The following is a 19,387-nucleotide window of genomic DNA, read 5'->3' as shown; positions in this document are numbered from 1 at the left end:
GGAAGATCACGCAACGGCATAAAAAAGAAGCTACCCGTAGCCGGTTGTGGCTCGTTGTAAGAGCATGACTGCGCCAAGTGGACCCGGACTGTTGGAGAGGGGGCCGGAGATGGAATCATCTCGTCGCATGGACGCACCGCGTCTGCCCTTGACCCAGGAACCGGTCGTCGACGCCGGTTCCTTTGGCGTGCGGCAAGCGGGTGGCGTGCTGGAACGCGCGCAACGGATCGCCGACACCTTGCGCGAGCAGGCCGAGCGCGAGAACGACTCCGCCCTGCTCGAGGCCGAGCAGGTCCGGGCGCAGGCCGACCAGCTCAAGGCCGAGGCCGAGAGCGCGGCCCAGAAGCTCCGGGGCGACGCGAGCGCGTCCGCCGAGCGCCTGCTCGCCGATGCCAACCGCGCGGCCGAGCAGCTGCGGACCGAGGCGGAGACCGAGTCCGAGCGGGTCCGCGCCGAGGCTGCCGACGAGACCGAGCAGCTGCGCGCGACGGCGACCGCCGAGGTGGCCAAGCTGCGGGCCGACACCGCGGCCGAGGTGAAGCGCCTGCGCGACGAGGCAGCCACCGAGGTCGCGAAGGTCCGGGCCGACGCGACCAGTACGGCGGACCACCTGAAGTCCGAGTCCGAGTCGGCGGCCGAGCAGTTGCGCACCGAGGTCGACGACGAGGTGACCCGGCGCCGGAGCGAGTCGGAGGCCGCGGCGGACAAGCTGCGCACCGAGAGCCAGGCGGCGGCCGACGAGCTGCGGGCGGAGTCGCAGGCCGCGGCGGCCCGGCGGATCGCGGACGCCGAGATGGCGGCGGCGCGGATCAAGGCCGCTGCCGACGACCACCGCACCGAGGCTGAGGCCGCGGCCGAGCAGGTCCGGACCGAGTCGGAGGCGACCGCCGAGAAGCTGCGCGCCGACTCCGAGGCTGCGGCAGCCCAGCTGAAGGCCGACTCCGAAGCGGCGGCCGCGAAGGTCAAGGCCGACTCGGAAGCTGCCGCGGCGAAGCTGACGGCGGATTCCGAAGCCGAGGCGGAGAGGCTGCGGACCGAGTCCGAAGCCGCCGCCGAGAAGCTCGAGGCCGAGACCCAGGCAGCCGTCGACAAGCTGAAGGAAGAGTCCGAGGCCGCGGCCGCGCGGCGGATCGCCGAGGCCGAGAAGACGGCGGCGCAGATCAAGGCCGACGCCGACGAGCTGCTGGTCGAGGCGCGCGAAGCCCGCGAGGCCGCGGCGCAGAACGTCGAGCGGGCCGGTCGCGAGGCGCAGCAGCTGGTCGCCGACGCCGGTGAGCAGGCCGCGCTGGTGTCGCAGGCCGCCGTACGGGCCGAGGCCGATCTGATCTCGCGGGCCGAGACCGAGGCGAAGGACCTGCGGGTCGCCGTCGAGCGTGAGGTCGAGGCCGCCCGGGAGAAGGCGCGCAGCGAGATCACCGAGGCGCACGCCGAGATCGAGCGGCTGCGCGGCGAGAACCGGGCCGAGCTCGAACGGCGTACGGCGGAGCTGGAGGAGACCGAGCGGGCCAAGCTGGCCGCGATCTCGCTGGAGATCGACAAGCTCCGGGCCGAGGCCGTCGAGGACATCGGCCGGCAGAAGTCCGAGGTCGAGGCGGCCAACGAGCGGCTGATGGCCGACGCCCGCGCCCAGGCCAAGCTCGTCGTCGACAGCATCGAGGCGGACCGCCGTACGGCGTCCGCGGAGGCGCAGCGGATCGTAGAGGACGCCAACAAGGCGGCCGAGATCGCGATGGCCGAAGCCGAGAAGCAGACCGCGTGGACCCAGAAGACCGTCGCCGAGCTGGTTTCCGCGGCCGAGTCCGAGGCGCAGGCGATCCGGGACAAGGCCGGCACCGAGGCGGTCGAGCTGATGCGCGAGAAGCGGGCCCACCTGCGCCGCGTGATCAGCCGGTCGACCAGCCGGCTCAAGGCGACCCAGGAAGAGATCACCCGGCAGAACGCCGAGCAGACCAACGCGGCCAACGCCGCGCTCAAGCAGGCGACCGCGCAGGCCGAGGCCGCGATGGAGAACGCCGGTCAGCAGGCCGAGCGGGTCACCGTCCAGGCGCAGGCCAAGGCCGAGCGGCTGAAGGCGACCGCCGAGGCGGAGTCCCAGGAGATCATCGACCGGGCCAACCGCCGGGTCGCCGAGGCCGAGGCCAGTACGCAGGTGCTGCGCGAGCGCGCGGCCAACGACCTGGCCGACGCCCAGCGCCAGTCGCACGACCTGATCCGCAAGTCCCGCGCCGACGCGCAGCAGCTCGAGGCGCAGGCCCGCGCGCACGCCGACGAGCTGCGGTCGCAGGCCCGAAAACTTCTCGCCGACGCCGAGGCGAGGGTCGCCGCGCTGAACCAGCGCCGCGACGAGATCACCAAGGAGCTCACCCAGCTTTCGGGTGTGATCGAGGCACTCGCTGTACCCGGCTTCCGCGTTGATGGTGGAATGTCCTCCAGCGAGGGTTCCACGGGGGAATCAGGATGAGGACGTGACAGTCAGATCCTTGTCAGTGACAATGTGTGATCCACCCACCAGTCGAAGTGAGCATCTGAAGACATGAGCAGTGAAGCACCAACCCCGTTCCGCACCGTTCTGCGTGGCTACGAGCCGGCCCAGGTGGATCAGCACGTTCGGGAGCTGACCACCTCGCTGACCGCACTCCAGCAGCAGTCCGAGCAGCTGCAGCGCCACGTACAGGAGCTGCAGACCCGGACCGACGCTGCCGAGTCGGCTGTCATCTCGGCGCAGGAGGACAACAAGGACCGTGCGCCGACGTTCACCGAGTTCGGTGAGCGGGTCGCCAAGATCCTGTCGCTGGCCGACGACGAGGCGCGCGACCTGGTCACCCGCGCGCGCACCGACGCCGAGGCGATCGTCGCCGACGCCGAGGCGCACGCCAAGAAGGTCCGCAAGGAGGCCGAGCAGTACTCGCTGGACTGGAAGAGCGAGGTCGACGCCGAGGCCGCCCGGATCCTCGAGGAGGCCCGGACCCAGGCCGACGACATGCGCGACGAGGCCGAGCGCGACGCGAACGCGCGACGCAGCGAGGCGCAGGCCCTGTACGAGCAGGAGCGGGCGAAGTCCGCCCAGGCCGCGGCTGCCTTCGAGACCACCCTGGCCGAGCGCCGGGGCAAGGTCGAGCAGGAGTTCGCCGCCCGGACGGCACTGGCCGAGCAGCAGCTGGCCGCGGTCACCGACCGCGCCGCCCAGGTGCAGCGCGAGGCCGACCGGTCCCGGTCCGAGGCGGAGCGCCTGGCCCAGCAGCAGCTGGCCGACGCGAACCGTCAGGCGCAGGAGATCGTCGCCGCCGCGAAGGACAAGTCCGAGCGGATCCGCGCCGAGTCCGAGCGTGAGCTCGCCGCCGCGACGCAGCGCCGGGACAGCATCAACGCGCAGCTGACCAACGTCCGCCAGATGCTGGCGACGCTGTCCGGCAGCCCGGCGATGCCGCTCGACCTGCTGGCCGACGACACGGACGAGACGGCCTCGTCCAGCAGCAAGAAGAACTGAGCAGACTCCACCACTGCTCTGTCGCGTTGAGGCCGGCTCTCCCCCAGGGGAGAAGCCGGCTTCAAGCACGCCCTCACCCAGGTGGTGGGAAGGGGGAGGGGGTGTGGCCGCCCCGAGGCGTGCGCTCCGCGCCGCCGGCCCCGGCTGCGCATGGCCGGGCTACTGAGGCAGTTGGTAGCGGTTGCGGGCCAGTGGCTCTACCAGGCCGTCGGCTACCAGGCCGTCCAGTGCTCTCTCGCGTTGGACCTGGTCGGGGCAGCAGGCGTCCAGCTGCTTCTTGGGGACCGGGCCGGTCGCAGCGCGCAGTACGGCGAGGAGGCGGCCTCGGACCTGGCGGTCGGTGCCCTCGTAGGTCTGGCCCTTGCGTGGTGGGCCGTCGTACGGCGGGGAGCCGGCCAGGAGCCAGGCGCACTGGGTGCGGATCGGGCACTGGGTGCAGCGGGGGACTCGGGCCGTGCAGACCAGCGCACCCAGCTCCATGGTCGCCACAGCCCAGCGGGCGGCCACTCCCTCGTCAGCGGGCAGAGCGGCGACCGCAAGGCGCTGGTCGGCGGCAGTCGGGGAGATGGTGGGCTGTGCGACCCCAGTAAGGGCCCGGGCGAACACCCGCCGCACGTTGGTGTCCACAACAGCGTGCCGCTGCCCGAAGGCGAACGACGCGATGGCAGCCGCCGTGTAGGTCCCCACACCGGGCAGTGCGAGCAGCAGGGCGTGGTCCGACGGCACCTCCCCGCCGTGCAGCTCCACGATCGCCTTGGCGGCCGCGTGGAGGCGTAGGGCCCTCCGGGGGTAGCCGAGCCGGTCCCAGGCTCTTACAGCCTCACCAGGCGGCTCTGCGGCCAGGTCGCCCGGCTTGGGCCACCTCCGCATCCACACCTCGTACGCCGGCAGCACCCGCGCGACTGGTGTCTGCTGCAGCATGAACTCGCTGACCATCACTGCCCACGCCCCGGCGTCCGGCTCCCGCCAGGGCAGTGTGCGGGCGTTGGCGGCGTACCACTGCAGCACGGGGGCGTGCAAGGCCGAAGCGGAGGAAAGCGGCGAGTCTGACATGTCGGGCTCAATCCTGACATTAAGGTGCGGACATGAGCAGCATGCTCCGTCCGGTCGGGCACCTGCCTGCCAGCGTCTACTGGTTCCGCAGGGGCCTGCTGCTGGTTGCCCTCGTGGTCGTGCTGGTGCTGTTCGGCCGACTGATCGGCGGAGGCGGCGACAAACCGGAGAACACGGCGGCCAACGGCCCGCAGCAGGGTGAGACCCCCGCAGCTCCGGTCGACCCGACCAGCACGCCGTCCACCGACGAGCAGACTCCGGCCAAAACACCGCCGCCCACCGGCAAGCCGACGCAGACGCCGACGGGCAAGCCGACCACCCCGGAGACGCCGAAGACGCCCGAGCCGCCGAAGGACTGCGCCGGCCGCGACGTCCGCGTGAACGTGCTGCCCGCGGTCCGCTCGATCAAGGACGGTGGCTCGCTGAACTTCGCCGTCCAGCTCAGCGCCGTCCGCGGCGAGTGCAAGGCCGCGATCGACCCAACGCTGCTCTCGCTCACGATCACCTCGGGCGCGGACCAGATCTGGTCCACCACGCAGTGCGAGCAGACCGTGCCGCGGGCCACCTTCCTTGTTGCCAAGGGCAAGCAATCCACCAGCACGGTCGCCTGGGACGGACGCCGTTCCGGCCCCGGCTGCCTGCCGGGGCAGCCGCTGGCCAAGCCCGGCACCTACGTGGCGAAGGCCGTGTACGACGGACAGGCGTCCGCCGCACAGGCCTTCTACATCGTCGCGTCCTGAGCGCCCTGAGACTCAGTCAGCCTCGACCTTCGCCGTACTCGCGTACGCCGCCTTGTCCTGCAGGTGCAACGGCCGCGTGAAGAACAGCGCGGCGATCAGACCGATGATCAGCACCGACGCCGGCAACATCAACGACTGGGCCATCGCGTCGCTGAAGCCCTGGTGGATCGCCTCCGGCAGCTTCCCGGCGAAGCTCGGCTCCGACGACGCCCCACCCGGTGCGGCCGGCAGGTTCGCGGCGAGCCGCGATTCCATCAGTACGGCGATGCCCGCGCTACCGAGGACCGCGCCGACCTGACGCGTCGTGTTGTAGACGCCCGCACCGGCGCCGGCCTGGTGGTACGGCAGGTTCCGCGTCGCGGTCGTGCCGAGCGGCGCCCACATGAACCCGTTCGCCACACCCAGCAGCGCGATCGGCAGCAGCAACTGCCAGATCGGCACGGTCGGCTCCATCACCTGGCTCAGCCAGAACAGCGACACCGAGCAGCACAGCAGTCCGAAGCCGGCGATGAACCGCGGCGGCGCCTTGTCGGTGAGCCGGCCGACGAACGGCGCCAGCGCGCCGGAGATCACGGCCATCGGCACCAGCAGCAGTGCCGACCGCGTCGGGCTCAGGCCGCGCACGCTCTGGGCGTACAGCATCAGCGGGAACGTCATCGCGGTGATCGCGAAGCCGACCGTCGTGATCGCCGTGTTGGCCAGTGAGAAGTTGCGGTCCTTGAACAGCGACAGCGGCAGCAGCGGCTCGCCCTTGTTCTTCGCCTGCCAGACCAGGAATCCCGCGATCACGACCAGTCCGGCGATGATCAGCGACCAGACCGAGATCGGCCCGGAAATCTGACCCCAGTCGTACTTCTGCCCCTCCTGGATCCCGAACACCAGGCAGAACAGGCCGATCGAGCTCAGCGCCACCCCGAGCAGGTCGAACTTGTGCTCGTTGGTCGGCAGGTCCGGCACCAGTCGCAGCGCCAGCACGAAGCCGACGATGCCGACCGGCGCGTTGATGAAGAAGATCCACTGCCAGCCGAGCCCGTCGACCAGGACGCCGCCGAGGATCGGGCCGACCAGCGTCGCCACGCCGGCCGTCGCGCCCCACAGACTCATCGCCCGGCCGCGCTGGTCGGCGGGGAAGATCCGGGTGATCACGGCCATCGTCTGCGGTGTCATCAGCGACGCACCGAGCCCCTGGAAGATCCGGGCCACGATGAGCATCTCGATCGACCCGGTCAGCCCGCACCAGACCGACGCCAGCGTGAACAGCGTCAAGCCGGTCAGGTAGAGCTTCTTCGGGCCGAACCGGTCACCGAGCCGTCCGGTGATCAGCAGCGGTACGGCGTACGCGAGCAGGTAGGCGCTGGTCACCCAGACCACGCTGCTGACGTCGGCCTTCAGGTCGGTCAGGATCGCGGGGGTCGCCACCGAGACGATGGTCGAGTCCACCAGGATCATGAAGAAGCCGAGCACCAGCGCCCACAGCGCCGGCCACGGCCGCACTTCGGGACTCACTTGCGGTGTTGCCATGAAAGTTCCTTGCTCTCGATTCGGTGGAGGAGGGTGGCCAGCCAGTCACGTTCGGCGGCCAGCACCGCCCGTTGGTAGTCCGCGGCGACCCAGAACTGCTCCGGTACCCCGCGGTGCGCCACGTCGACGATCGCGGTCGTCAGTTCGGCGAGCTGGGCGTCGAGAACGACCAGCCGGCGCCGGAAGCTCTCGGCCGCGTCCTCGGGCTCGAGGTTGTGCGCCTCGCTCAGGACGACGGGGAACAGCGGGTACTCGTAGACGTAGTCCGCGATCCCCGTCCGGACCCGGTCCTCCAGGGCCTGTTTCCCGGCGGCGGTGATCTCGTACGTCGTGCGCTCGGGGCGGTTGCCGGCGCGTTCGGTGCCGGTCGCGCGGACCAGTTCCTGGCCCGCGAGCCGCTCGACCGTGTGGTAGAGCGAGCCCGGCTTCACCTTGACCAGCCGGTCGTTCCGCCGCTGCAGCAGCACTTGGTACATCTCGTACGCGTGCAGCCGGCGCTCGTCCAGCAGGGCCAGCACCGCGATGCTCAGAGGCGTCAGTTCCGCCACGTTCTCCCACTCCGACTATTCCGTGCGAACTATTCCACGTGGAGTATTACGCGATCCCCGCGCCGGAAGCAAGTCCCCCCGGGTAGCCGCCGCGGCCATTTGGTGGGTTAACCCACCAAAAAGCCCGTTGGCCCACCGAAATCTGGTGGGCCAACGGGCAAGCTCGTGGGTTAACCCACGAAATGCGCGGAGCGGGAGGGGGAGGAGGGGGAGGAGAGGGAGAGGTGTGGAGCGGGAGGGTCAGACGTAGCGCTCGAGGATGCTCGACTCGGCGAGCCGGGACAGACCCTCGCGGACCGTGCGGGCGCGGTTCTCGCCGACGCCGTCGACGGTCTGCAGGTCGTCGATGCTCGCGGCCAGCAGCTTCTGCAGGTGGCCGAAGTGCTCGATCAGGCGGTCGATCACCGCGCCGGGCAGACGGGGGACCTTGGCGAGCAGCCGGTACCCACGCGGGGTGACGGCCGCGTCCAGCTGCTCGGCCCCACCGAGCTGCAGCGCCCGCGCGACCTGGCCGATGTCCAGCAGGTCGGTCGGGCTGACCGCGTCCAGCTCCAGTAGTACGTCGTCCGCCGTCTTGGCCTTGCGACCGGTCGCGGGCGGCAGGTAGTCCCGTACGACGAGCTCGCGCTCACCGGCGACGCCGGCCACGAGCTCGTTCAGCTGGAGGGTGAGCAGCCGCCCGTCGGTGCCGAGCTCGACCACGTAGCCGTCGATCTCGGTGGCGATCCGGCGGACCATCTCGAGGCGCTGCGCGACCGCGGCGACGTCCCGGACGGTGACCAGGTCCTCGATCTCCAGCGCCGACAGCGTGCCGGAGACCTCGTCGAGACGCAGCTTGTACCGCTCGAGGGTGGCCAGGGCCTGGTTCGCCCGGGACAGGATCGCGCCGGAGTCCTCCAGCACGTAGCGCTGGTCGTCGACGTACAACGCGATGATGTGCATCGACTGCGACACCGAGATGACCGGGAAGCCGGTCTGCCGGGCGACGCGGTCGGCGGTGCGGTGCCGGGTGCCGGTCTCCTCGGTGTGGATCGACGGGTCCGGCATCAGGTGCACGGCGGCGCGCAGCATCCGGCTCATGTCGCGGTCGAGGATGATCGCGCCGTCCATCTTGCTCAGCTCGCGCAGGCCGGTGGCGGTGAACGGAACCTCGATCTCGAACCCACCGGTCGAGATCGAGTCGACCACCTTGTCCTGTCCGAGGACCAGCAGGGCGCCGGTGCGCCCGCGCAGGATTCGTTCCAGGCCTTCACGCAGTTCGGTACCAGGCGCCACGGCGGCGAGGGTCGCACGCATCCGGGCGTTGGTGCTGTTCTTGTCGGAATTCGGGGCCACGATCCCTGAGTCTATGCGGGTCGGCGCCGTGGTGTGAGCGAAAGGCCCCGGAGCGACGGCTCCTGTGCCGGGCGTTTGCAAACGCCCGTGCATCCGAGTGTGCACTCGACGCGTGCAACAAAATTTCCCGTGGGCAGGGACCGGGATTTGGTGTCGCGAAGGCCTGAAAGGCTCACACGTCAACGATCTGGGGGTCTGGGCGTGCGCGAAAAGACGTGTCGGCAGTACGGCGCGTCTTGCTGGAAGAGGCGCTCGCGGGTGCCGACTTGTGAGGTGGACCAGGACGTACGGCGACTGCCCGGCGGCCTTCGGATCAGGGGCAGCGGATGATCTGGCCGGCGTACGACAGGCCGCCGCCGAAGCCGAACAGCAGGACCGGGGCGCCGACCGGGATCTCGCGGCGCTCGACCAGCTTGGACAGCGCGATCGGGATGCTGGCCGCCGAGGTGTTGCCGGACTCGACCACGTCGCGGGCGACGACCGCGTTGATCGCGCCGAGCTTCTTGGCCAGCGGCTCGATGATCCGCAGGTTGGCCTGGTGCAGCACGACGCCGCCGAGGTCCTCGGGGGCGATCCCGCTCTTCTCGCAGACCTCCTTGGCGATGGTCGGCAGTTGGGTCGTGGTCCAGCGGAAGACGCTCTGCCCGTTCTGCGCGAACTTGCCGCCGCCTTCGATCCGTACGGCGTCCGACATCTCCGGCACCGAACCCCACACGACCGGCCCGACCTCCGGCTCGTCGCTGGCCACCAGGACCAGCGCGCCGGCGCCGTCGCCGACCAGAACGCACGTCGTCCGGTCGGTCCAGTCGGTGAAGTCGGTCAGCTTCTCGACGCCGATCACCAGCGCCTTGGACGCCGCACCGGCGCGGATCGCGTGGTCCGCGGTCGCGACGGCGTGGCTGAAGCCGGAGCAGGCCGTGTTGATGTCGATCGCGGCCGGGTGGCCGAGGCCGAGGCGGTTGGCGACGCGTGCGGCGATGTTGGGCGAGCGGTCGATCGCCGTACAGGTGGCGACCACGACGTAGTCGATCTCGGCCTTGTCCAGGCCGGCGTTCGCGATCGCCTTCTCGGCGGCGCGCCAGGCCATCTCGTCGACCTGCTCGTCGGGCGCCGCGACCCGGCGCTCCTTGATCCCGACCCGGCTCTGGATCCACTCGTCGTTGGTGTCCACCATCGTGGCGAGCTCGGCGTTGGTGAGCACCCGCTCGGGCTGGTAGTGGCCGAGCGCGACAACTCTGGATCCGGTCATGGGGGCTCCTTCGTGGGCGGCCGCGGGGAGGGGTGGGCCGCCATCCAGAGTACGTAATGAGGAACCAGGGTGTGGACACCCGTCTCACGCTTGTGAGACGGATTACAGAGTCTTAAAGAATGCCCGCCGCGTGCAGGGCGGCGCGGACGTCGCCGGCGGCGAAGACGCGCAGGCCGTACTTGGCCTGCATGTCGAGCGGCTTCAGGTCCTTGCCGCGGTTCGGTACGTCGGCAGGCACGATCGCCTTGGTGAACCCGAGCCGGGCCGCCTCGGCCAGCCGCTTCTCCAGCCCGCCGACCCGGCGCACCTCGCCGGCCAGGCCGACCTCGCCGATCGCGATCAGGCCGGGGTGGATCGGCTTGTCGGTGACCGACGACGCGACCGCGATCGCCACCGCCAGGTCCGCGACGGGCTCGGTGATCTTCACCCCGCCGACGGTCGCGACGTACACCTCGTGGTCGTGCAGCTTGATGCCTGCCCGGTTGCCCAGGACGGCCAGCACCATGGCGACCCGCTGCGACTCCAGCCCGGACGTCGTACGCCGGGGCTGCGGCGCCGACGACGGTCCGACCAGGGCCTGCACCTCCGCCAGCAGCGGCCGACGGCCTTCCATCATCACCGTCACGCAGGTGCCGGCGACCGGCTCGGAGTGCTCGGAGACGAACAGCCCGGTCGGGTCGCTGACCTCGACGATGCCGGTGTCGACCATGTCGAAGCAGCCGACCTCGTCGGACGGGCCGAACCGGTTCTTGGTCGCGCGCACCATCCGGAAGCCGGAGTGCCGGTCGCCGTCGAACGCGAGCACGACGTCGACCAGGTGCTCCAGCATCCGCGGGCCGGCGATCGCGCCGTCCTTGGTGACGTGACCGACCAGGACGACGGCGATGTTGCGTTCCTTGGCCAGCCGCACCAGCGCGCCGGTCACCTCGCGGACCTGCGTGACGCCACCGGGAGCGCCGTCGACCTCCGGGTGAGCCATCGTCTGCACGGAGTCGATCACCAGGAACGACGGCTCGACGGCGTCGACCTGACCGACGACCGCACCCAGGTCGGTCTCGGCCGCCAGGTACAGCTCGTCGACCAGCGCGTCGGTCCGTCCGGCCCGCAGGCGCACCTGCGCCGCGGACTCCTCGCCGGAGACGTAGAGCGTGCGGTGCCCGTTCCGCGCGGACTGGGCCGCGACCTCGAGCAGCAGTGTGGACTTGCCGACGCCGGGCTCACCGGCGAGCAGGATCACCGCACCCGGTACGACGCCGCCGCCGAGCACGCGGTCGAGCTCACCGATCCCCGTCGGCCGGGACTCGGCCTCGACCGCGGACACCTGGGAGATCGGCATCGCGGGCGAAGAGACCGCGCCAGCGGTGATCCGGGCGGCCTTCGGCGCACCGACCTCGACGACCGTGCCCCAGGCCTGGCACTCGCCGCAGCGCCCGATCCAGCGCGCTGCGGTCCAGCCGCACTCCGAGCACTGGAACGGCGACTTGCCCGCCGCCTTCGACTTGGTCTGCCCCGTCGCCTTCACCATGCCCACAACCTAGGCGACGCCACCGACAGATCTCAGCGCAGCCTCCACAGCTCGATCTTGCGGCGCAACCAACCGATCGAGCCACGTCGTGACACCTCCGGATCGACCGCGGCCGGCCCCGTCTGCGTCGCGACTTCGAGGTACTGGGCCAGCATCGGACTCTCGTACTTCCGCAGTACGGCGCTCTGCTTCAGCAGCTCCAGACCACCCGAACGATCACCGGCGACGACAGCAGCCGACCCCAGATGCTGCAGGCATCGCGCCTGCCCTTCTGGCTCGTCGATCTCCGAGTAGAGGTGCTCGGCCCGCCCCCACCACTTGGCCGCCTCGTCCGGCCGCTTCAGCATCCACGCGGCGGCTCCGATGAGCTCGAACGCATGCGCCTGCGCACTCCGGTCACCAGCCGCAGCCGCCCGAGCTGCTGCAGGCTTCAGATGGTCCAGCGCGCCCTCGGCGTCCTCCTGGTAGAGCTGGACGATCGCCAGGTTGATCGAGATCGCCACGTCAGCAGCGAGGTCCGGACCGGGCCGGCTGAGCCGTGCGTCGTCCAGCCGGCTCCGAGCGTGCGCGACGGCCTCCTCCTGCTCGTTACCGACCGGAGCAGCATCGGCCCGCGCCAGATGCACCAGCGCCAGCTCTACCTGCCGCCGCGTCTCCACCGCCGCCGCTGTCCGGCTGTGCCAACGCCGTGAGGGGGCGACGTTCGCCGAGATGCCGATCTTGGTGATCGCGGTGTCCAACTCGTCCAGCAGCCTGTACGCCGTGGCCTCGCGCGCTGTCGCCAGTTCCTCGAGGTCCTGCCGCCCGCAGCCTTCGGCCAGACCCAGCAGGTAGACGCTGACCTCCAGCAGGTCCTCCGCTCGGCCTTGCCGGACGTACCAGGCATCCAGCGCGTCGCAGATCCGGGCGAGGTCGTCAGCTGATGCGTTGGTCGGCTTCTCACTCGCCAGCACGTTCCGCAGTCGTGGCTCGTTCAGATCGAACCACTCCGCCGCGGCCAGCCCGGCCGCCTCCGAGCCGAGCGCCACCAGCCACTGCTCCGCCTCTTCGGCCGCGGCCTGGAGCTCAGCCGGCGTACTGGTCGCGACAGCGCCCGCCCGCCGCGTCCGGTACTTCCGCAGTACCACCGGCGCGTTGTAGATCGCCCAGATCACGAAGAAGCCGATGGTCAGGCTCCAGCCGGCCACCTTGATCCAGCCGCCGCTCTCCAGACTCTGCGACAGCTTCTCGCTCGCTAGCCCGGACAGCAGACCAGCAGCGATCGCGCTGATCCCGAGGAAGTCCCCGCGCCGTCGATCGCTCTTCGGCTTCTCCTCGTCGGGTGTACTCACGGCCGACTCCCGATGGTCAGTCCGCGCACGACAGTCCGCCAGAACGTCAGCATCAGCACCGCCGGTACGACGGACGCGACAACAGCCGCCGCCGCGACTGTCCCGCTCGACGCCGAGAACTGCCGCGCCTCACCCCACAGCACCAGCGACAGCGGCGTCGTACCAGCTCCGCTGATCAGGAAGCCGACGATGAAGTCGTTCCACACCAGCACGAACTCCAGCACAGCAACGGCAATCACAGCGGGCCGGTAGGTCCGCTGCACAGTCGCCAGTACGGCGCTCTGCCGCGCAGGCCCCTGCAGCGCTTCGGCAACCAGCATCGGTGGAGCGGACGCGAACGCAGACCGCAGCAGCAGTACGGCGAACGGCAGCCCAGCCGACGCGTGCACCAACCCCAGCGCGATCCGCGACCCCGTGAGCCCGGCCGCGTCGATCGCATCCCGCAGCGGCGCGGCGTACATCTGCACGGGTGTCACGGCGAGCACCACGAAGACCGACGTCACCACGCGACCCAGCCAGGTAGGCAGGCCGCCCCACGCGACCAGGTACGCCGTCGGCACGGCCACAACGAGCAGGACCACTGTGGCGACCGAGGAGATCAGCACAGTCGACAGCAGCGCCCGCAGCAACCCGATGCTCGCCGCAGCATCGAACGACGACAGTCCAAGCCCGTGCAGCGACCACCAGCCACGCAGTCCGGCCTCCCGCGGTGAGTGCAACGCAGTAGCCACCAGTACGACGGCCGGCAGGATCCAGAACAGGCTGACAGCGAACCCGGCAGTCCATCCGATCCGCCGGACCCGCTTGCTGGGCTTGGGTCTGCGCAACGTCGAGTCAGCCGGTACGACGCTCACCGGCATCGCCCAGCGCCGCCGACGCAGGCCGCGCACGCCGATCACCGCCACCGCCGCGACGATGGCGAACAGCACGACGCCCAGCGCCGCGGTACGGCCGGAGTCGTCGCCAGTTGTCGTTGCACGCCACCAGTTCAGGCCGAGTACGTCGGCGTCGTGCTGCATCGGACCCGGTACGACGATCAGCACCAGGTCGAACACCCGGACCGCCGCGACCACCAGCGTCAGCGTGATGACTCCGGTGATGGGCCGTAGCAGCGGCAGTTCCAGCGCGCGCCAGCGACGCAGTCCGGTCAGCCCTTCGGCAGCGATCGTCCTGCTCACGTCGTCCGGGATCGCATCCAGTCCGGCGCGGAACAGGGACACGACATACCCGAGCCAGGTCCAGCCGAACGCGGACATCAGCACCAGCCAGAACAGACCGGGTCCCAGCCACACCGGACTGGTGCCGAACAGCGAGCTCCAGACGGCCGTCACCGTGCCGCGCTCAGGGGCCGAGTCGAAGATCAGCCGGAACGTCGCACCGGACACCAGCACCGACACGGCGAACGGAATCACCAACGCTGGTTGGAGAAACGACGACAGGCCGGGCAGCCGGTAGCTCACCACGGCCAGCAGGAACCCGACGACAACCAGAGCGACGGCAACAGCCACCCAGGCCAGGCTGTTCCGTACGGCGTGCAGTGCGGCCGGGTCACCCATCACCGCGAAGTTGCTGAACCCGAACGACCCGTCCGGCAGCCGGAAGGCCGCGATCACCGTGATCACAATGGGCACCAGCAGAAGACTGGTCAGCAGCAGTGCCGGAATCCCCAGCAGATAAGGCCCTGCGGGTCGCTGCGGCCGGCCGGTCACCGGACGTCCGGAGACCGGTCGCCCGGCGATCTCGAGCGACAAGCCGTTGCTGCGCAGGCCCATCAGCCCTCCACCTTCTCCAGCTCGTCCAGGGCGAGCTCCACTGCTTCCGGTACGACGTCAGGCCCGCGGGTACCGACCCGGACGAGCAGATCGGTCAGCACGCGCCACAGTCCGTCGATGCCACCCAGTTCGCCGAGCCGGTCCGACAGGTCGAACTGCAACGACGTACCGGGCGCGACCAGTTGGTCGGCGAGCCGGGTCAGCTCGGGGGAGTAGCCGGTCGTGCGTCCGTCGACCAGGAAGCCGCCGGACGAGATCCAGGGCGAAGGAGCTGCCGGTGTGGCGAGCCGGTGCACCAGGTCCCACGCGTCGTCGGTCGCCGGGCGCGGTACGACCATGACGTCACCACCGACCACCACCGGTGCGGCACCCGCGCCGAAGGCCGGGAAGGTGAACAGGCCGACGTCGTCCGGGTCGGCGGCGAACGAACGGATCACCGGCTCGGCGAAGTCCGACGCGGCCACCATCGCGGCCCGGCGGTGCCCGAACACTTCCACGATCGCGTCCGGGAACTGCTGCGTCAGCGAGCGTTCGACTCCACCGGCCAGCGCGCCCGGCGCCGCCCACATCGTTGCCAGGCGCCGCAGCGCGGCCGCGAACTCCGGCAGGCGAGAGGGACGCGGGTCGCTCGACACGGCCAGTGCGCGGTAGGCACTGGGCGCCGTACCGAGCAGGACGTTCTCCAGGAAGTCGGTGAGCACCCAGCCGTCTCCAGCGCCCAGCGCGAGCGGCCTGATGCCTCGGAGCGACAGGGTCTTGTTCAGCTCCATCCACTCGTCCCACTGCGTCGGCGGCTGCACCTGCGCCTGGCGGAACACCGAGGGCCGGTACCAGACCGCCGACTTGTGCGCCGTCTTGAAGGGCAGCCCGTACGTCGTACCGTCGTGCGTCAGCAGCTCGTCCCACAGGCGAGCCCGGCCGCGCTCGGCCAGGTCGGACGGCATCGCCTCCAGGTCACCGCGGTGCAGCTGGACCAGACCGGGCTGCGGCAGCATCACCAGGTCGGGCCGGCGGGCCGAGCGAGCTCCGAACGCTGTGGAGATGTCGTCGCCGAGCGGGATCACCTCAACCGGGTAGTCGAGCTCGCCCAGCCCGTCGAGCACGCGGTGGAAGGCGCGAAGCTCCGGACCACTCCAGCTGACTGCCACGCGGACGCTGCGGCTCAGTCCGAGTACGTCGGGGCTGCAGCCGGACAAGGCCGCAGCCGCAGCGCCGGCGAGTACTACCCGTCGACGGATCACGAGTCGAAGGCCTTCGCACGCTCGGCATCGGTGGTGATCAGCACCAGCGCGATGGACCACAGCTCGGTGATGTTGTCCGGTCGCAGCAACGATCCCCAGGTCGGCAGGCCGGGCGCATCCTCCAGCACGATCACCGACGGATCCGCACGGACCGCACGAGCCAGTCCGGCCAGCCGGCGGCGTCCTGGGGTGATCTCGTGCGGGTAGCGCAGCAGTACGTCGTCCAGGTCGCAGTTGGTGGCGGTGAGGTGGCACTGCTTGTCCGCCGCCTCCTTGGTCACCCGGTGCGCGGTGATGTGGCCGTGCACGATGTTGTCGAGCACAGTCAGGTGCGGCAGCAGTCCGCCCTCGGCAGGTACCAGCCGGATCGGTCCGCTGGTATCGACCACGGCCTTCTCCGGCAGGTCTTCCAGACCGGCGATCAGGTCGGCGCACAGCCGCGCCTCGGCCCTCGTCCCGAGCACGAGCGATCGCTGCTGTCCCGCACCGACCCTCACCTCGTCGGGGAGTCCCGGCAGCAGTCGCTCGAGCAGCAGTCCGTCCATGCCGGCGAGGCGCCTCCCAGGTCGTGGCGAATGCTCACCTTAGGGCGACCCGCGGGCCACTGCATCACACAGCGTGTTGTCAGTAGGTGCGACTCCAGAGATTGATCGCGTAGTCGACCTCATGCCCGGCGTACGACGTGATGATCCGCTCGGCGATCTGCGGCTGGAACTCGATCCGCACCACGGCCTCGAAGTCCGCGCGGGTCTCGAAGCGCCAGCCCATGTCGAGCGGGGTGCGGTGCCAGCCGCGGGAGGTCCAGAACCGTTCCACCTCGGGCGCCTTGATCATCGGGTACGCCGCGCTGAACCAGCCGCCGAACGTCGACCGGCTCCCGTCGTTGTCGATCACGAACGCCGTCCCGCCGTGCCGCATCACCCGGTCCAGCTCGGCCAGCCCCGGCTCGCTGCCCGGACCGAAGAAGTACGCCCACCGGGCGTGCATCACGTCGACCGACGCGTCCGCGATCGGCAGCTGCTGCGCCGTACCCTGCTTGACCTCGACGTTGTCCAGCTGACGAGTCCTGCGTCGAGCGGCGGCGGCCAGCGTCCCGTGCGGCTCCACCCCGATCACCTGCGCGGCGGTCCGCGCGAACATCGGCAGGTGGAACCCGGTCCCGCACCCGAGATCCAGCACGCTCGCTCCGGCCCAGTCCCGGATCGCCCGCATCGCCGGCTCGATCACCCCGTCCGGATCGACCGCCCGGTTCTCGATCTCGTAGGTCTGCGGGTGGTGCCAGATGTTCGGACTGGGAATCCCACCGTCGGCAATGCTCACGGCGAAACCATAGTGAATCCGTTTGAGCCCGCCGCCGGACCCTGGGATGCTCCGACCTGTGCAGATGACCGAGTACGCCGGCCGGGACGGCCTCAGGGAGATGCAGGAACTCACTCAGCGGGTCTGGAGTCCGGCCTCGCGGCTGCACATCGGGGACCTGGCGTGGGAGCGGAGCATCAGCAGCGGCCGGGCCGACAGCTGGACCACGGCCGTCTGGTGGGACGGCGGCGAGGTGGTGGCGTGGGGGTGGCTCGCACAGCCGGGCGGACTGCTGCTGGTGGTGGACCCGGGCCGGCCTGAGCTGGCCGACACGGTGGTGGAGTGGTTCCGGGGCAGGGCGGAGGGACCGAAGCTGGTCTCCGGTGTTCTGGAGACGGAGACCCACCTGCTGGCGGCGCTGGAGTCCGCCGGGTTCCGGCAGGACGAGGACGCGCACTTCTACACCCACCATTGGATCTCGCTGGACGACCTGCCGGAGCCAGTGGTGCCGGACGGCCTCAAGCTGCGGCATGCCCGACCTGACGAGGTAGGGAAGCGGGCAGCAGGGCACCGGGCCGCCTGGTCGGACTGGGGGCCGTCGGAGGTGACCGACGAGAGCATCGCCGCGGTGATGTCGACCTGGCCCTACCGGTCCGAGCTGGACTGGGTGGTGGAGAACGAGGCGGGAGAGTTCGTCGCGTCGGCGCTCATCTGGCTGGATGAGCAGCACCAGGTCGGGCTGGTCGAGCCGGTGGGCGTTGCCACGGCGTACCGGCGACGTGGGCTCGGCCAGGCGGTCAACCTGGCCGCACTGCACGCGTTGCGCGATGCAGGTGGGACCAGGGCAGTGGTGTGCCCGCGAGGCGACGACGGCTACCCGAAGGCCCGGGCGCTCTACCAGAGCATCGGGTTCCGGCCCGGCTCACGCACTCTGCACCTGCTGCTTGGTTAGAGCAGCAGTCAGGGCGACCGGGATCAGGAACAGCCCGCAGAGCACCGCCAGCCAGTGGAAGCCGAGACCGGCCAGGACCGGTCCGGCCGCCGTGCCGGCGATGGAGGCGAAGGCACCCATCGTCAGGTCGGACAGGCCCTGCGCCGACGTACGAATGTCGGTAGGGACCGAGTTGGACAGCAGCGTGGAGCCGGCGACCAGGCAGGCCGACCAGCCGAGGCCCAGCAGGACCAGCGCGAGCGCAGTGAGGCCGTGCGCTTCGTCCGGAGCGACTGCGGCAACGGTCATCGCGACAGCCAGTACGGCGAGGCCGATGCCGATGGTGGGGATGCGGCCGAGGCGATCGGCCAGCCAGCCCATTACCGGGGACAGGGCGTACATGCCGGCCACGTGACCGCTGATCACGAAGCCGACGACGGTCAGCGAGGCGCCGTGGTGGCGCAGGTGGACCGACGTCATCGACATCACCCCGACCATCACCGAGTGCGCGGTGGCGATCGCCAGCAGGCCGAGCCGGGCGTGCGGGATCGCGACCACTCGGCGGAACGTCGTCGCCAACGGCTGGCGCTCGACCTTCGTCCGGGGCGTCGACTGCTGCAGCCGGCGGAGGCCGAACCAGACCGTCGACAGGCTGAGCGCGAACGCGATCACCGAGAACAGGTAGGGCCCGGCAAGAGCCAGTACGCCGACCGACTCGCCGAGCCAGCCGCCGAGGCCGGTCAGGTTGGGTCCGACCACCACGCCGATCGTCGTCGCCCAGACCACCACCGACAACGAGCGGGCGAGGTACTTGGGATCGGCCGCGTCGGTCGCGGCGTACCGGGACTGGAGGTTGGCGGCCGACCCGCTGCCGAACAGACAGCCGGCCAGCAGCAGGAGGAGCAGCGAGTCGACCTGGGCGGCGACGATGCTCAGTGCCGCGCCGACCGTGGCGATCAGGTAGCCAGTGGCCAGCGAGACCCGGCGGCCGTGGCTGCGGGCCAGACCAGCCAGCGGTACGGCGAGGATCGCCGCGCCGAGCGTTGTCGACGTGGCGACCAGACCGGCCATCGAAGTCGAGCCCGAGATGTTCTCCGCGAGCAGCCCGGAGACCGCGAACCCACTGGCCACCGCGACTCCGCCGACAACGTTGCTGATCACCAGGACCCGCAGCGTGGTGCGCTGGAGACCGCGGGCGGTCACGTCCTGGGGGCGAGCGTCGGCGGTCACGCCTCACCCTCTCACCCGGAAGGTTGCCGCGGCAGGGGATTTCGCGCGCCGCCCGCACTGCACGATTGTGCTCACACATGGCATTTACGTGCAGTTCAGAGCGTGGACGGTCCCTGTTCCGGGCC

Annotated in this window: 16 protein-coding genes; 4 read left to right on the top strand and 12 right to left on the bottom strand. The window is 70.4% G+C overall.

What is annotated here, in order from left to right; translation table 11 throughout:
• Positions 1-127: 127 nt before the first annotated feature.
• Together ACYVIO_RS02360 and ACYVIO_RS02355 are read left to right on the top strand one after the other, a co-directional pair.
• Positions 128-2,461: a kinetoplast-associated-like protein gene (locus ACYVIO_RS02360; RefSeq protein ID WP_460648958.1), complete on the top strand. Its 2,334-nt coding sequence runs from the start codon at positions 128-130 to the stop codon at positions 2,459-2,461.
• A gap of 72 nt (positions 2,462-2,533) precedes the next feature.
• On the top strand, positions 2,534-3,487 hold the full coding sequence (locus ACYVIO_RS02355; protein ID WP_460648957.1) for a DivIVA domain-containing protein: 954 nt from the start codon (positions 2,534-2,536) through the stop codon (positions 3,485-3,487).
• Between the two features lie 159 nt (positions 3,488-3,646).
• Here ACYVIO_RS02355 and ACYVIO_RS02350 read toward each other — a convergent pair whose 3' ends face one another.
• On the bottom strand, positions 3,647-4,540 hold the full coding sequence (locus ACYVIO_RS02350; protein WP_460648956.1) for an HhH-GPD family protein: 894 nt from the start codon (positions 4,538-4,540) through the stop codon (positions 3,647-3,649).
• 32 nt (positions 4,541-4,572) lie between these two features.
• Between ACYVIO_RS02350 and ACYVIO_RS02345 the strand changes: the two genes are divergently transcribed.
• Complete coding sequence (locus tag ACYVIO_RS02345) at positions 4,573-5,280, top strand: hypothetical protein (RefSeq protein ID WP_460648955.1); 708 nt, start codon at positions 4,573-4,575, stop codon at positions 5,278-5,280.
• 12 nt (positions 5,281-5,292) lie between these two features.
• Here the strand turns inward: ACYVIO_RS02345 and ACYVIO_RS02340 are convergent, their stop codons facing one another.
• From ACYVIO_RS02340 to ACYVIO_RS02295, 10 genes are all read right to left on the bottom strand, one after another.
• The gene (locus ACYVIO_RS02340) at positions 5,293-6,801 is read right to left on the bottom strand and encodes a DHA2 family efflux MFS transporter permease subunit (RefSeq protein WP_460648954.1); all 1,509 of its coding nucleotides are present in this window, start codon (positions 6,799-6,801) and stop codon (positions 5,293-5,295) included.
• Positions 6,783-7,349 (bottom strand): PadR family transcriptional regulator, encoded by a 567-nt coding sequence (locus tag ACYVIO_RS02335; RefSeq protein WP_460648953.1) that lies wholly within the window; start codon positions 7,347-7,349, stop codon positions 6,783-6,785. Before ACYVIO_RS02335 ends, ACYVIO_RS02340 begins: the two co-directional genes overlap by 19 nt.
• A gap of 240 nt (positions 7,350-7,589) precedes the next feature.
• Positions 7,590-8,645, bottom strand: a complete 1,056-nt coding sequence (gene disA, locus ACYVIO_RS02330) for a DNA integrity scanning diadenylate cyclase DisA (protein ID WP_460652054.1) — start codon at positions 8,643-8,645, stop codon at positions 7,590-7,592.
• A gap of 352 nt (positions 8,646-8,997) precedes the next feature.
• Entirely contained in the window at positions 8,998-9,933 is a 936-nt protein-coding gene (locus ACYVIO_RS02325; RefSeq protein WP_460648952.1) for a beta-ketoacyl-ACP synthase III, read from the bottom strand.
• A gap of 112 nt (positions 9,934-10,045) precedes the next feature.
• Positions 10,046-11,458 carry a DNA repair protein RadA gene (gene radA / locus ACYVIO_RS02320; RefSeq protein ID WP_460648951.1) on the bottom strand — a complete coding sequence of 471 codons (1,413 nt, stop codon included), beginning with the start codon at positions 11,456-11,458 and terminating at the stop codon, positions 10,046-10,048.
• 32 nt (positions 11,459-11,490) lie between these two features.
• Entirely contained in the window at positions 11,491-12,789 is a 1,299-nt protein-coding gene (locus ACYVIO_RS02315; RefSeq protein WP_460648950.1) for a hypothetical protein, read from the bottom strand.
• The gene (locus tag ACYVIO_RS02310; RefSeq protein WP_460648949.1) at positions 12,786-14,561 is read right to left on the bottom strand and encodes a sugar ABC transporter permease; all 1,776 of its coding nucleotides are present in this window, start codon (positions 14,559-14,561) and stop codon (positions 12,786-12,788) included. Before ACYVIO_RS02310 ends, ACYVIO_RS02315 begins: the two co-directional genes overlap by 4 nt.
• The gene (locus tag ACYVIO_RS02305) at positions 14,561-15,802 is read right to left on the bottom strand and encodes an extracellular solute-binding protein (RefSeq protein WP_460648948.1); all 1,242 of its coding nucleotides are present in this window, start codon (positions 15,800-15,802) and stop codon (positions 14,561-14,563) included. Before ACYVIO_RS02305 ends, ACYVIO_RS02310 begins: the two co-directional genes overlap by 1 nt.
• Positions 15,799-16,347 carry a P-loop NTPase family protein gene (locus tag ACYVIO_RS02300; RefSeq protein ID WP_460648947.1) on the bottom strand — a complete coding sequence of 183 codons (549 nt, stop codon included), beginning with the start codon at positions 16,345-16,347 and terminating at the stop codon, positions 15,799-15,801. Before ACYVIO_RS02300 ends, ACYVIO_RS02305 begins: the two co-directional genes overlap by 4 nt.
• A gap of 79 nt (positions 16,348-16,426) precedes the next feature.
• Positions 16,427-17,122 carry a class I SAM-dependent methyltransferase gene (locus ACYVIO_RS02295; RefSeq protein ID WP_460648946.1) on the bottom strand — a complete coding sequence of 232 codons (696 nt, stop codon included), beginning with the start codon at positions 17,120-17,122 and terminating at the stop codon, positions 16,427-16,429.
• Between the two features lie 64 nt (positions 17,123-17,186).
• On the opposite strand from ACYVIO_RS02295, the gene ACYVIO_RS02290 reads away from it, so the two are divergent.
• Entirely contained in the window at positions 17,187-18,053 is an 867-nt protein-coding gene (locus ACYVIO_RS02290; protein ID WP_460652053.1) for a GNAT family N-acetyltransferase, read from the top strand.
• Here the strand turns inward: ACYVIO_RS02290 and ACYVIO_RS02285 are convergent.
• Complete coding sequence (locus ACYVIO_RS02285) at positions 18,024-19,262, bottom strand: MFS transporter (RefSeq protein WP_460648945.1); 1,239 nt, start codon at positions 19,260-19,262, stop codon at positions 18,024-18,026. The two genes, ACYVIO_RS02290 and ACYVIO_RS02285, sit on opposite strands and share 30 nt — an antisense overlap.
• Between the last annotated feature and the right edge of the window lie 125 nt (positions 19,263-19,387).

The sequence above is a fragment of the Kribbella endophytica genome (assembly GCF_054781295.1).
Note: the sequence above shows the minus strand (reverse complement) of the source record. Positions and strands in the feature narration are given on the sequence as shown.